The 12344-nt window shown below is 66.1% G+C and carries 12 protein-coding genes; 3 read left to right on the top strand and 9 right to left on the bottom strand.

Going from position 1 to position 12344, the window contains the following annotated elements:
* The first annotated feature begins 1 nt into the window (after nt 1).
* Together arcA and BUB39_RS15445 are read left to right on the top strand one after the other, a co-directional pair.
* Nucleotides 2-1255: an arginine deiminase gene (arcA, locus tag BUB39_RS15450; RefSeq protein ID WP_073054983.1), complete on the top strand. Its 1254-nt coding sequence runs from the start codon at nt 2-4 to the stop codon at nt 1253-1255.
* Nucleotides 1256-1403: 148 nt separating this feature from the next.
* Nucleotides 1404-2969 (top strand): alpha/beta hydrolase, encoded by a 1566-nt coding sequence (locus tag BUB39_RS15445; RefSeq protein ID WP_073054981.1) that lies wholly within the window; start codon nt 1404-1406, stop codon nt 2967-2969.
* A 15-nt stretch (nt 2970-2984) separates the two neighbouring features.
* Here the strand turns inward: BUB39_RS15445 and BUB39_RS15440 are convergent, their stop codons facing one another.
* Entirely contained in the window at nt 2985-4451 is a 1467-nt protein-coding gene (locus BUB39_RS15440) for a GntP family permease (protein ID WP_073054970.1), read from the bottom strand.
* Nucleotide 4452: 1 nt separating this feature from the next.
* Nucleotides 4453-5490 (bottom strand): patatin-like phospholipase family protein, encoded by a 1038-nt coding sequence (locus BUB39_RS15435; RefSeq protein WP_139251494.1) that lies wholly within the window; start codon nt 5488-5490, stop codon nt 4453-4455.
* Between the two features lie 154 nt (nt 5491-5644).
* On the opposite strand from BUB39_RS15435, the gene BUB39_RS15430 reads away from it, so the two are divergent.
* Nucleotides 5645-6712, top strand: coding sequence for a helix-turn-helix domain-containing protein (locus tag BUB39_RS15430; RefSeq protein WP_084527457.1), 1068 nt, complete (start codon nt 5645-5647; stop codon nt 6710-6712).
* Nucleotides 6713-6722: 10 nt separating this feature from the next.
* Here the strand turns inward: BUB39_RS15430 and BUB39_RS15425 are convergent, their stop codons facing one another.
* The 7 genes from BUB39_RS15425 to BUB39_RS15395 are packed head-to-tail and all read right to left on the bottom strand — an operon-like array spanning nt 6723 to nt 12196.
* Nucleotides 6723-8333 carry a complex I subunit 5 family protein gene (locus tag BUB39_RS15425; protein ID WP_073054963.1) on the bottom strand — a complete coding sequence of 537 codons (1611 nt, stop codon included), beginning with the start codon at nt 8331-8333 and terminating at the stop codon, nt 6723-6725.
* Nucleotides 8330-9844, bottom strand: a complete 1515-nt coding sequence (locus BUB39_RS15420) for a complex I subunit 5 family protein (RefSeq protein WP_073054940.1) — start codon at nt 9842-9844, stop codon at nt 8330-8332. Before BUB39_RS15420 ends, BUB39_RS15425 begins: the two co-directional genes overlap by 4 nt.
* Nucleotides 9841-10164 carry an NADH-quinone oxidoreductase subunit K gene (locus tag BUB39_RS15415; protein ID WP_073054938.1) on the bottom strand — a complete coding sequence of 108 codons (324 nt, stop codon included), beginning with the start codon at nt 10162-10164 and terminating at the stop codon, nt 9841-9843. The genes BUB39_RS15420 and BUB39_RS15415 overlap by 4 nt, the downstream gene beginning before the upstream one ends.
* A complete protein-coding gene (locus BUB39_RS15410; protein ID WP_084527453.1) occupies nt 10161-11102 on the bottom strand; it encodes a hydrogenase subunit MbhD domain-containing protein in 942 nt (313 codons plus the stop codon). The genes BUB39_RS15415 and BUB39_RS15410 overlap by 4 nt, the downstream gene beginning before the upstream one ends.
* A complete protein-coding gene (locus BUB39_RS15405; RefSeq protein ID WP_073054936.1) occupies nt 11099-11392 on the bottom strand; it encodes a cation:proton antiporter in 294 nt (97 codons plus the stop codon). Before BUB39_RS15405 ends, BUB39_RS15410 begins: the two co-directional genes overlap by 4 nt.
* The gene (locus BUB39_RS15400) at nt 11389-11691 is read right to left on the bottom strand and encodes an MrpF/PhaF family protein (RefSeq protein ID WP_073054934.1); all 303 of its coding nucleotides are present in this window, start codon (nt 11689-11691) and stop codon (nt 11389-11391) included. The genes BUB39_RS15405 and BUB39_RS15400 overlap by 4 nt, the downstream gene beginning before the upstream one ends.
* Complete coding sequence (locus BUB39_RS15395) at nt 11684-12196, bottom strand: Na+/H+ antiporter subunit E (protein WP_073054932.1); 513 nt, start codon at nt 12194-12196, stop codon at nt 11684-11686. The genes BUB39_RS15400 and BUB39_RS15395 overlap by 8 nt, the downstream gene beginning before the upstream one ends.
* Between the last annotated feature and the right edge of the window lie 148 nt (nt 12197-12344).

Raw genomic sequence — 12344 nt, 5'->3', positions numbered from 1 at the left:
CATGGCCGAAACCGTCACGCCTATACCCTTCGGGGTGCATTCCGAAGTCGGTCAGCTCCGCAAGGTCATGGTCTGCGCCCCGGGGCGCGCCCATCAGCGCCTGACGCCCAGCAATTGCGACGAACTGCTCTTCGATGATGTGCTCTGGGTCGACAATGCCAAGCGCGACCACTTCGATTTCACCAACAAGATGCGCGACCGCGGCATTGATGTGGTCGAGATGCACAATCTGCTGACCGAGACCCTGGCGATTCCAGAAGCCAAGAAATGGATCCTCGACAACCAGATCATCCCGAACCAGGTCGGCCTCGGCCTCGTGGACGAGATCCGCAGCTATCTCGATGGGCTGCCGCATCGCGAGCTTGCCGAGACGCTGATCGGCGGGCTTTCGACAGAGGAATTCCCCGATATACACGGCGGCGAGATGCTGAAGCTGGTTCGCGAGGCGGCCGGCGTCACCGAGTATCTGCTGCCGCCACTGCCGAATACGCTCTATACCCGCGACACGACTTGCTGGATCTATGGCGGCGTCACGATCAATTCGCTGTTCTGGAAGGCGCGCCACGAGGAGCCGATCCTCGCCGCCGCCATCTATCGCTTCCATCCGGATTTCGCGGGCCGCGTGAAGGTCTGGTGGGGCGATCCGCTGGCCGATTGGGGCATGGCCACCTTTGAAGGCGGCGACGTGATGCCGATCGGCAAGGGCAATGTCCTGATCGGCATGAGCGAGCGCACGTCGCGCCAGGCCATCAGCCAGGTTGCCGAGCGGCTGTTCGCGGAAGGCGGCGCCGAGCGTGTCATCGTCGCGGCCATGCCCAAGCTGCGCGCGGCCATGCATCTCGACACCGTGTTCACCTTCGCGGACCGCGACTGCGTCCTCTACTATCCGGACATCGTCGACGGCATCCAGGCCTTCTCCTATCGGCCGGACGGCAAGGGCGGCCTTGAACTCCACAAGGACAAGGGAACCTTCGTCGAGACGGTTCGCGATGCGCTCGGCCTCAAGAAGATGCGGATCGTGGAGACCGGCGGCAACGCCTATATGCGCGAACGCACACAGTGGGACTCGGGCGCCAATCTGGTCTGCGCAGCTCCCGGCGTCGTCTATGCCTATGACCGCAACACCTATACCAACACGCTTCTGCGCAAGGCCGGCATCGAGGTGATCACCATCACCGGCGCCGAACTCGGCCGCGGCCGTGGCGGCGGTCACTGCATGACATGTCCGATCATCCGTGACGCGGTCGACTACTGAGCGGAAGCCATCCCTGGGGGCAGGGCGGATCGTGCAGCCTTCGCTGTCGGGCGATCGGCTGCACGATCCGATGGGCATGCCCACGCGCGACGGCGATGCGGGACTCGGCTAGAACATCGAAAGGTCCGGAAACGGCGCGGGGATTTCGATGCATCGCTGGTTTGGCAGGCAGGTTCGGCGCCTGGTGCTTCTCGTCATCGTCGTTGTCGTGACGCTGCTTGGCGCCCGCATCTATTTGGCGGAAAGCGGTCCGCCGCTCGAGCCATGGCATACTTTCGTGCCCAAGGAGATGTCGGACGAGGCGATGGACCGCGCCAGCTTCGCCGATTACCAGAAGGCCGAGAACACCATCTTCGCCGACATCCGCAGCCAGGTTACGGACAAGCTCGAGCCAGCCGAGCGCGTACCCTTCAATCGCTACTTCGCCGATAGCCCGGTCAACCCGGAGCGCTTTTCGACCGACTGGAACCGCTCTTTCGAGCTCATGCCGACCGGAACGCCCGTCGGCGCGGCGGTTTTCCTGCATGGATTGACGGATTCACCCTATAGCTTGCGCCATCTCGCCAAGCTCTACCAGGACCGCGGCTTTGTCGCGATCGGCATCCGGTTGCCCGGCCATGGCACTGTGCCTGGGGGGCTGACGGCGGTGTCATGGCAGGACTGGATGGCCGCCGTCCGGCTCGCGATGCGCGAGGCGCGGTCAAAGGCGGGCCCCAACGCGCCGATCCACATCGTCGGTTATTCGAATGGCGGCGCGCTCGCCATGCTCTATGCGCTGGACGCTCAGGAGGACCAGGCTCTGATCCGGCCGGCGCGCATAGTGCTGATGTCGCCGATGATCGGCGTCACGCGCTTCGCCCGATTCTCAGGACTCGCCGGGTTGCCCGCGCTGCTGCCGGCCTTCGCCAAGACGGCCTGGCTCGATCTCCTGCCCGAGTTCAATCCGTTCAAATACAATTCCTTCCCGGTCAACGCCGCCCACCAGTCCTATGCGCTGACTATGGCGGTCCAGGATCGGATCACGCGCTTGGCTCAGGACGGCAAGCTTGGCGGCCTTGCGCCGGTTCTGACCTTGCAGTCCGTGCTCGACGCCACCGTCAGCGTTCAGGCCGTGGTGAATGCGCTCTACGGCAACCTGCCGGACAATGGCAGCGAACTGGTGCTGTTCGATATTAATCGCCACACCGAACTCGGACTGCTGTTCCGCACCCGGGCCGAGGATCTCCTGCCAGCGTTGTTGACGCCCGCGCCGCGAAACTATCGCCTGACGGTGATCGGCAACCGCGAGCCGACCACCGACGAGGTCGTTGCGCGCAGCACCGCGGCGGGATCGACGGAAGAGGCGGTGCAGCCGACCGGTCTCGCTTATTCACCCGACATCTATTCGCTGTCGCATGTCGCGATGCCATTTCCGCCCGAGGACGGGCTCTATGGCAACCATCCCGATCCGGCCGACGCCTTCGGGATTCATCTCGGCACGATCGCCGCCCATGGCGAGCGGAGCGCGTTGATCGTCAGCCTCGATTGGCTGCTGCGTATCTCGTGGAACCCGTTCTTCCCCTTCGTGCGCGAGCGCGTCCTGGCTGGCCTGCCCGCTGCCGAGAGCGCCGCGCCGGTCGTGCCGTCCGCCGCAACGGAAGGCGCTCCCGTTTCGCCCGCGGTTCCACCGCAGCCTCCGGCCGCTCCGTCGGAGCCCGCGCCGGCTGCACCCTGAGCCGGGCGCGTCGGTTCAGAACGAGCCGAACAGCGAGCCGAGGACGATGACCGCGACCAGCGCGAGGATGGCGCCGACGATCGCCACCATGACAATGTCGCGATAGCTCTGCCTTGGGGTGGCGCCGCAGACCGCCAGCAAAGTCACGACAGCGCCGCTATGCGGCAGGCTGTCGAGCGTCCCGGCGCTCATCACCGCGACACGGTGCAACAATGCCGGATCCATGCCGATCTCGGCAGCAAGCTTCATATAGGTGCCGCCAAGGGCGTCGAGTGCGATGGTCAATCCGCCCGAGGCCGAGCCGGTGAGCGCGGCGAGGATGTTGGTCGCGACCGCGAGCGAGACGAGCGGGCCGCCGCCGATCGACAGCACCCAGTCGCGGACGAGTGCAAAGGCCGGAAGCGCTGCCACGACGGCGCCGAAGCCGACGAGGCTCGCGACACCCATGATCGGCAGCACGGACGCATTGGCGCCCGCATCCATGGTCTCGCGCAGCTTGGGAAGGCGGCGCCAGTTGAGCGCGACCGTAGCGACGATCGCCACCGCGAGGGCGACGGCCACCGACCAGACGCCGCTGACCGACGCCAGCGACAGTGCGCCCCAGCGCGGTTCGGCGAGGAAGGCAAAGTCGAGCCGCGGCAGCACCAGGAAGGACATCACGAGGTTGACGATGATGACCAGCCCCAGGGGCAGAACGGCAATTGCGATCGGCGGATGCGCCTCGCTCTGGTGGCCATGCGCAATCTCTGCGGGATCGAATTCGCGCGCGGTGCTGGCGCGCTCGCGCAGGGTGGTCTCGGTCAGCGCGCCAGCATCTGGAACGCCATGGTCGGCGCCGAAGCCCTCGCCCCCGCGCCGCGCCAGCGTCTCCTGACGGGCGAGCCACCAGAGCCCGAAGCCGAGCATGATCGCCGAGGCGATGATGCCAAGGCCCGGCGCAGCAAAGGGCGTCGTGCCGAAGAAGGGCATCGGTATGGCGTTCTGGATCGCCGGCGTGCCGGGAAGCGCCATCATCGTGAAGGTGAAGGTGCCGAGCGCGATCGCGGGCGCCATGAGGCGGCGCGGAATATCGGCCGCGCGGAACAGCGCCCCGGCCATCGGCGCAATGACGAACAGCGCGACGAAGAGGCTGACGCCCCCATAGGTGACGATGGCGCCGGCCAGAACGACCGCCAGTATGGCGCGCTTGGTGCCCAGCGTCTTCGTCATGAAATCGGCGATCGAGGCGACGGCGCCGCTGTCCTCCATCAGCTTGCCGAACAGGGCGCCGAGCAGGAACAGCGGAAAGAACTGGCCGATAAAGGTGGCCGCGCTGCCCATGAAGGTCTGCGTCCAGTGGGCCAGCAGAGGCTCGCCCGAGAGGAGGGCTGCGATCAGCGCCGCGACGGGCGCAAGCAGCAGGACGCTCCAGCCGCGATAGGCGAGGGCGATGAGCAGGCCGAGGCCGAGCAGAATTCCGAGAAGGCCGGCGGCAAGACCCATGTCACACCCCCTCCAGCAACCGGTCGAGATCGAGCGTCGAGCGGCGGCCGATATCGTCGCCATGGAGCGTCAGGAACTCCGAAGCCGCGTTGCGGCCCTCGTCGCGCAGCATGGTCAGGAACGGCCATTCCGCGTTGAGCTTCGACGAATAGCCGAGTGAAGCCATCACGTCGTTGCGGATCATGTGGATGCGCATCCGCGCCCATTGCGCGCCCTCGGTATTGCCGGGATCGGCGACCTGGCGCAGAAGTGCGACCATCCGCAGTTCCTTCAGCAGGACGCTGTTGAACGACACCTCGTTCAGCCGGTTGAGGATTTCTGCGGCCGATCGCGGCGTCCCCGGGCGCTCGACGGGGTTGATCGGCACGAGAATCGTGTCGTCGGATTCCAGGTCACGCACGAGCGGCGTGATGGTCGGGTTGCCGGAATAGCCGCCATCCCAATAGCTTTCGCCATCGATCTCGACGGCCTGGAACAATGTCGGCAGGCAGGCCGAGGCGAGCAGGACATCGGCCGTGATCTCGCCATTGCGGAAAACACGGCCCCGGCCGGTGCGCACATTCGTTGCGGTGATGAAGAGCTGGATTTCCGAGCGCTTCAAGGCTTCGAAATCGATCGCCTCGTCAAGGATGGTGCGCAGGGGATTGCGGCCCGTCGGATTGAGGTCATAGGGCGAAAACAAGCGGGACATCATGTCCATCGCTACAAAGATCGGCGAGGTATCGAGTGTCCATCGCCCGAGCAAGACGTCGAGCGGACCGCGCTGGAACGGGCTGAACTGCGCTGCGTCGGCAACCTGCCGCCAATAGGCCTCGAGTGTCGCCTTGGCGCCCTCGGCACCGCCCGTGGCAAATCCCGACGCCATGACGGCGGCGTTCATGGCTCCGGCCGATGTTCCGGAGATGCCGTCGATCTTGAACCGCTGCTCCTCCAGGAAGCGATCGAGCACGCCCCAAGTAAAGGCACCGTGTGAGCCACCGCCCTGCAGGGCGAGGTCGATGAGGATCGGCGGATTGTCCGTGGGCGCGCGGTCGTTCATGGCCATCAATTCCCCGATCGATCAAAACAACGCCTCGTAATCATAGCATCTTGTTGCACTGCGACATGACGTTTTCCTGCATAGCTGCCGCTCGTTTGATGACGGACCTGCCGGGGTGTAGACTGAAAGCTTCGGCGCTCGGGGGAGCGAAGCCATGGGATCTGCAGTTTCTCGCGAATGGGATAAGGCTGGGCGTGATCGTGCGTCCGCGCCGAAGGCGGAAACCCCTCTTTCGCCGGTGCGTGTCGATACGCGCACGCTGGGCAAGAATGATCAGTTCGCGGCCTGGCGCAGCTTCATGGCCGCGACGATCGACGTGACGATCGAGGGCGATCCGGCTGACGGCTTCGAGGCCGAGCAGACTGTGTGGGATCTCGGCAGCCTCGCCCTGTCGCGCGCCGTGATGCCTGCTGGCGCGCAGATCCGCCACTGGCGCCATCTGAAGCGCGATCCGCTCGATCACTGGTGCCTCGTCATCAGCCGCGGCTCTGCCGCCAGAAGCGGCTTGTCGCTGTCCATGCGTTCGCTGGCATTGCCCTTTGAGGGTCACTCCAATGACCGTTCGGTGATCAGCCTCTATGTGCCGCGCGATTCAATGCGGAGCGCGTCTGCGGGCTTGGACAGGCTGGCAGGCCAGCTTCCCGACACGCCGCTGACTGGTCTTCTCATTGACTACCTCGTCAGTCTGGAACGCCGCCTTCCCGCCATTCCGTCCGATGAGTTGCCACGGTTGATCGAGGCGACGAGGCAGCTTCTCACTGCATGCCTGATGCCATCGGTCGATCACACCGAGGCTGCGCAAGAGGTGATGACGGTTTCTCTGCTCGATCGCGCACGCAAGATCGTGCAGCAAAATCTCGGCGCGGTGAATTTCGGGCCGCATCAGCTCTGCCGCATGCTCGGCGTGTCACGGTCGCGGCTCTATCGGCTGTTCGAGCCACTCGGAGGCGTAGCCCACTATATTCACCGACAGCGCCTGCTGGCGGCGCATGCCGCGCTGGCCGATCCGCTCAACAATGGCCAGATCGTCAAGGTCGCGGAGCGGGTTGGCTTCAGCGATCCATCCGGCTTCAGTCGCGCGTTCCGCCACGAGTTTGGCTACAGCCCGAGCTATGCACGCGCAGCCGCCTCGATGAATGCGATCCTGCCGGTTGTTCGGAGGCCGGCCTCCGCAGGGGAGTGGTCCGGGCTAGCCGACGTCCTGGCGGGGCTCCGAGTCTGAAGCCGAACCGCTAGCGCGCGGCCACCATGGCCCCTGCGAAGCCGATCGCCAGCAGGAGCAGCAGCGTCCCGGCGACGGGCCATGTTGTGATCCAGGCTTCGGCGCGCGCGATGCGATCCGTCAACCCACGGACAGAGGTCGCGGCGGGCCGCAGGACGATCAGCACATCACCGGGCGGCAATTCAGGCCGGCGGCTGAGCCGCGACCAGCCCAGGAAGGCGACACCGCCGAGCACCATCGGCCAGGCGAGATCGAAGATAGCCTTCACCTCCAGGACCTTGCCGATGCTTCCCGCCACCGATGGAAAGAGCAGCCACGGCAGCAGGAGCGCAGCGGCGGCCGCGATCCACCAGGCGCCGCGGATCGCCAGCGGCGCTTCGGCACGATCGTCAGATGCTGCGATCGTGCGCGCACGGGTGATGAAATGCAGCATCAGTATCGTGCTGGCGGCTGCCGAGAGCGACCCGAGCGTGCCGGCAAGCCCGCTGCCGAGTGCATCCTTGACGGCAAGCTTCGCCAAAGCGCCGCCGGTGAGCGGCAGGCCGGCGATGCCGAGCGCCACCACGATGGCCGGCCACAGGATGGGACGGAGATGGCGCGGACCCGTGGTGGCGATAGCGGCCAGCGCCAGAAACAGCCCGCCTTTGGCGAAGACATGGTGAAGGGCGTAGAAGGCAAGTTCCGACGGCGCGGCGAGCCGACCTGCGGCGAGCGCCATTCCGGCGACGGCGGCGATGAAGCCCATTTGGCTGATGCTGGAATAAGCCAGGACCGCCTTCGGATTGCGTTGCGTCAGGCCGACGGCAACGCCGAAGAACGCCGACACGAAACCGACCATGGCGAGCGCCTCGCCCCAGCCCGGCAAAGCGGCGCTGAAGGGCAGGAAACGAACGAGGCCGATGACGCCGGCCTTGACCGCGGCGCCGCTGAGCACGGCCGCAGCCGGGAAAGGCGCGGCGCTGTAGGTCGGCGGCATCCAGACATGCAGCGGCACCAGGCCCATCTTGCTGCCGAGGCCGAGGATGAGGAAGACGAGCGCCGCATCGCGGGATGGCGAGGCGGGCAGGGCCGCGACCACGTCGGGGATCGCCATGCTGCCGGATGGCGTGCCAACGGCAAGCAGCACGAAGGCGGTCAGCAGGAAGGCCTCGCCGACAACCGCGAGCGTGAAATAGACGCGGCCGGCTCGAAACGCAGCAGCGCCGCCGTCGCGCGTGACGAGACCGTAGCCGGCAAGGCTCACCAGTGAAAAGGTGAGATAGAAGGTGACGAGGTTCGCGGCCATGAAGACGGCGAGGCTGCCGGTCATGGTCAGCAGCCACCAGGATTGATAGGGCAGGGTCTCGAGCTTCTCGCGCCAGAAGGCCGGTGCTGCGATGCCGGCCGCCAGCCAGATCAGGGCGGCAGCGCCAAGCAGCATGGCTCCGGGAAAATCAAGGGCGAGACCGAGCGGACCCGGCAAGGTGACCGCGCCGTCGATCGCGAAAAGTGCCGCCACGAGACCGGGCAGCGGGGCGAGCCAGAGGAGCCGCGCCAGCCTCTGGCGCACCCACGGCGAGAATGCCGACAGCGCGAACAGCGCCAGCGGAAACAGGGCGGCGAGGGGCAGGAGCACGTTCATGGCGATACCTGCGCAATGCGGCCGATGGCGAGCAGCGGCCATGGCGCAAGCGGGAGGAAGCCGATGAGGATTGCGATCACGGCGAGGACGAGCGCCGCGCATTCTCGGACAGGCGCCACGGGATACTTGCGCTCGGCCGGCGCTTCGGGCGTCGAAAAGGCCGGAACGAGAATACGGAACACATAGCCGGCAGCCAGTAGTCCGCCCGCGAGGATCACCACGGCCCACCACCAGGCGCCTTCGCCAAGCGCGGCACTCAGCATCAGCCATTTCGCCGAAAATCCGCCGCTCGGCGGCAGGCCCATCAGCGACACGCTGGCAAGCGTCATCGTCAGAACGGTGATCGGTGCGATCCGGCCGAGACCCTTGAAGCCAGCGATGCGGTCATGGCCGATCGCCTCATAGACGAGGCCGGCGGCCATGAACATCGCCGCTTTGGCGAAGGCATGCGCGAGAAGTTGCAGGACGCCGCCGGTCCAGGCGAGCGAGGCAAAGGGCGATGCCGCCTCGCTGCCGGTCGCGAGCGGGAAGACGAGGAACAGGTAGCCGATCTGCGCAACCGTCGAATAGGCGACGAGCAGTTTCAGCCGCTCCTGCCGTAGCGCCAGCACGCTGCCGACGATGACCGCGCCGGCGCCGAGCATCCCGAGACCATTGGCGCCGATCGCGCCCAGTCCCGGCGGCAGCAGGTCGAACCAAAGGCCGAGGATCAGGAAGAACGAGCCCTTCACCACCAGCGCAGAGAGAATCGCGCTGGCAGCCGCCGGCGCGCCGGCATGGGCCGGCGGCAGCCATAGATGCAGCGGGAAGAGGGCGGTCTTGGCGATGAGCCCTGCCGTCATCAGCGCGATCGCGAGCAGCAGGGCGCCGTCGGCGCCGCGCATCTCTGCAAGCACGACCAGATCGAGCGTGCCATAGGCGCCATAGACGACCGCGACGCCGAGCAAATAGAGCACCGAGCCGGCCAGCGCGAAGACGAGATAGCGCAGCGCCGCCGCCAGCGTATCGCGGCTGCCGTCAAGGCTGACCAGCGGCACGGCTGCGAAGGTCAGAAGCTCGAGCGCGACATAGAGGTTGAAGAGGTCTTCGCCGACGAAGATGAGGTTGAGGGCGCCGGTGATGGCAAGCAGCATGGTCCAGAAGACCATCGGCCGCCGCCGCTCGGGGCCATGCGGATCGAAGCCGAACTGGCCGCGCGCATAGAGCGCCGTCACCGCGACGATCGCGCCGGTCATCACCATCATCACCGCGGCGATGCCATCGGCGCGGAGCGCCAGGCCGAGCGGCGGCATCCAGCCGCCGACGAGATAGACGAGCGAGGCGTCGCTTGCCCGGACCGCCTGCAGCGTCGCCAGCGAAACGACGAGATTGATGGCCAGCGTTGCGATCGCCACCCATTCGATGGCGCGCCAGCGCACGAGCCAAAGGGCGAGAATGCCGATTACCGGCACGACCACAGCCAGCACCAGCAGCAAGCCGCCCGGCGTCGTCGCCATCAGTCCCGGGGTCATGAGCTGCCATCCCCGTCATTGGCATCGTCTTCTGCCGCCAGCCGCTCGATCAGCGTGATGGCGAGCGCGGTCGCGCAGAAGGCGACGACAACACCCGTGATGACGAGCGCCTGCGGTACCGGATCGCCGGAAAAACCGGCGCCGGCGCCGCGGCGAGCGATGACTCCGAACAGAAGAAACACGCCGCCGCCCAAGAGGTTGAAGGCAAGCAGACGGCGGATGAAGCCCTCATGCAGGACGATGCCGTAAAGGCCGATGCCCACCAGCACGGCCCCCGTCAGGCCATAGAGCGTCGCCGCATCGATCGGTGCGAGGCTCATAGTTCGGTCCCCGGCGCGGTTTCCGGCGGTCCTGCGACGAGCAGGCCAAGCGTCGCGGCGATCGAAAGGGTGAGCGCGACTTCGATCAGGAGAATGAGAGGTTTTGCGAGGGCTTCGGGATAGGCGAGGAACGATCCCGCCAAAGGTATGCCCGCGACCCCAACCGCGACGAAGACGATCGGCCCGGCCGCCAACAGCAAACGCAGCCGCCAACGCCCGATCGGCGGCGCCTCCGTGAGGCCAGCCATCATGGCGAGGATCCACATCGCCGCGAGGATGGTCGCGCCCTGGAATTTGCCGCCGGGCGCATCGGCACCGACCCAGACGATATAGATCCCGATGACGACGCCTATGGGAATGAGAAGGCGGCCGAACAGCGGCAGCGGTCCGAATGAAGCTGTAGGGATCGGCGCGCCCGGTCGTCCGCCCCATGCCCTATCCGGCGTCAGCGACCAGGCGCCGAAAAGGGCGAGAAGCACGACAACCGTCTCGAGGAATGTATCGAGCGCGCGATAGGCCATCAGCACGCCGGCGATTGGATTGCCAAGGCCTGTGCTCGCAAGATGGCTGCGCACGTCGGCGGCGAGGCTCGGCGGCGGGCTCACGGGGAGCAGGACGACTGCCGCCAGCCCGGCGCTGATCACCGCGCAGAGCAGCCCGACAAGCACTCTGACGCCGATCGGCGTTCGCGCTGTTGTGACCGGCTTCAATCGAACGCTGGCTCTCAGCAGGATGACGCCCGTGACGCCTCCGCCGATCGCCGCCTCGGTCAGCGCCACGTCATAGGCGGCCAGCCGCGCCCAGGCGAGGGTCAGCAGAAGGCCATAGGCGACGAAGCCGACGATGGCCGCAAAATCGTCGCGCGTCCGGATCGTCCACAGCGCAACGCCGATGACGAGCGCCGTTATCAGAAGGTCGAGCGCGAGGTCCAGCATCATTTGCCCCTGCCTGATGGACGGGCAAGGCGAGCGATCAGCTGGGCGGCTGTTGCGCCGGCAAGCTGCACCAGAGCCCAGATCAGCACCAGTTTCAGCGCCGTGCTGAAACTGCCCGATAGAGGCAGAAGGCCGAGGATGATCAGCCCGAGGCCGAGATTGTCAGCCTTGGTCAGCGCATGGAGCCGCGTCAGGGAATCGGGGAAGCGGAGCAGCCCGACTGTACCGGCGAGAAAGAAGATGATGCCGGCGCAGATCGCGACCGCCGAGAACAGCGTGACAATCGTGGTCATGACTCGGGTTTCCCCGGCGCACGATCCGCTTTGGCGGCGAGGTCCGCCTTCTGCACGAGTGTCGTCGCCAGTGCGATCGAGGCAAAGGCTGCGAGCAGCGCCAGCGTCAGCGCGGCATCGACGAGGGCCTCGGTGCCGCTGCCGACGGCAAGCAGGACGAGAACGGCGACGCCGCCCGAGCCGAGCAGTTGCACAGCCATCATGCGGTCGATGCGCGAGGGACCGCGCAGGACGCGTACCAGCCCGACCGCGACGATCGCGAGCACGATGACGGCTGAAACGGTCAACGTGTCAACCATGGGGACGCCCCTCGGTCATGATCCGTCGAAGCCGTGCTTCGTCCTGCGCCATTTCGACGGCGACCGGGTGGTGGATGTCGAGGCAATGCACCACTAGTCCATCCCTGTTGTCCTCTCCAACCGGAAGCGTTCCAGGCATCATGCTCGAGATCGTGGTGAAGAGGTCGCGCGTGAAACCGCGCCGGAGCGAGGGACGGAAGGTGATGAACCCGGTCGCGAGCGGCAATGCGGGATCAAAGGCTCGCCGGGCGACATCGATGCCGGCGACGAGCGACTGCCTCAGGAAACGGCCTTCGAAGCGAATCATCGCTCCAAAATCCAGCGAAACATTCCGGCGCGGCATCAACCGGAGACTGACCGAGGTGGCCGCAAGCGCTGCAATGAGTCCGACCGCAAGATCCGCCGGCGCTATCCCTTTCAGGATGCAGAAGACCAGCATGAAGCCGACGAATCGCAGAACGGATCCATACCGGGCGGGCTGGGCAACATCCTTCAATGGGGCCATTTCCGCGCCATCCCTTGCGATTTCATCGACACCAGCCGTCGGCAGCTGCGATCATATCCGCGGCAAGCGGAGGTTAGTGGCGAGGATGAGCAAGTCCGGCCGCAGTGACAAGGACCTTCGACAGTCATCCGCCAGCCATGGCCATTTG

The sequence above is a fragment of the Kaistia soli DSM 19436 genome, assembly GCF_900129325.1.
Classification (GTDB): domain Bacteria; phylum Pseudomonadota; class Alphaproteobacteria; order Rhizobiales; family Kaistiaceae; genus Kaistia; species Kaistia soli.
The sequence above is the reverse complement of the archived record's forward strand: the minus strand, read 5'-3'. Positions and strand labels throughout refer to the sequence as shown.

Excerpts from the sequence above, each read along its gene's own strand:
- arcA (WP_073054983.1), top strand. The coding sequence starts at position 2 with ATGGCCGAAACCGTCACGCCTATACCCTTCGGGGTGCATTCCGAAGTC.
- BUB39_RS15445 (WP_073054981.1), top strand. The coding sequence starts at position 1,404 with ATGCATCGCTGGTTTGGCAGGCAGGTTCGGCGCCTGGTGCTTCTCGTC.
- BUB39_RS15440 (WP_073054970.1), bottom strand. The coding sequence starts at position 4,451 with ATGGGTCTTGCCGCCGGCCTTCTCGGAATTCTGCTCGGCCTCGGCCTG.
- BUB39_RS15435 (WP_139251494.1), bottom strand. The coding sequence starts at position 5,490 with ATGAACGACCGCGCGCCCACGGACAATCCGCCGATCCTCATCGACCTC.
- BUB39_RS15430 (WP_084527457.1), top strand. The coding sequence starts at position 5,645 with ATGGGATCTGCAGTTTCTCGCGAATGGGATAAGGCTGGGCGTGATCGT.
- BUB39_RS15425 (WP_073054963.1), bottom strand. The coding sequence starts at position 8,333 with ATGAACGTGCTCCTGCCCCTCGCCGCCCTGTTTCCGCTGGCGCTGTTC.
- BUB39_RS15420 (WP_073054940.1), bottom strand. The coding sequence starts at position 9,844 with ATGACCCCGGGACTGATGGCGACGACGCCGGGCGGCTTGCTGCTGGTG.
- BUB39_RS15415 (WP_073054938.1), bottom strand. The coding sequence starts at position 10,164 with ATGAGCCTCGCACCGATCGATGCGGCGACGCTCTATGGCCTGACGGGG.
- BUB39_RS15410 (WP_084527453.1), bottom strand. The coding sequence starts at position 11,102 with ATGATGCTGGACCTCGCGCTCGACCTTCTGATAACGGCGCTCGTCATC.
- BUB39_RS15405 (WP_073054936.1), bottom strand. The coding sequence starts at position 11,392 with ATGACCACGATTGTCACGCTGTTCTCGGCGGTCGCGATCTGCGCCGGC.
- BUB39_RS15400 (WP_073054934.1), bottom strand. The coding sequence starts at position 11,691 with ATGGTTGACACGTTGACCGTTTCAGCCGTCATCGTGCTCGCGATCGTC.
- BUB39_RS15395 (WP_073054932.1), bottom strand. The coding sequence starts at position 12,196 with ATGGCCCCATTGAAGGATGTTGCCCAGCCCGCCCGGTATGGATCCGTT.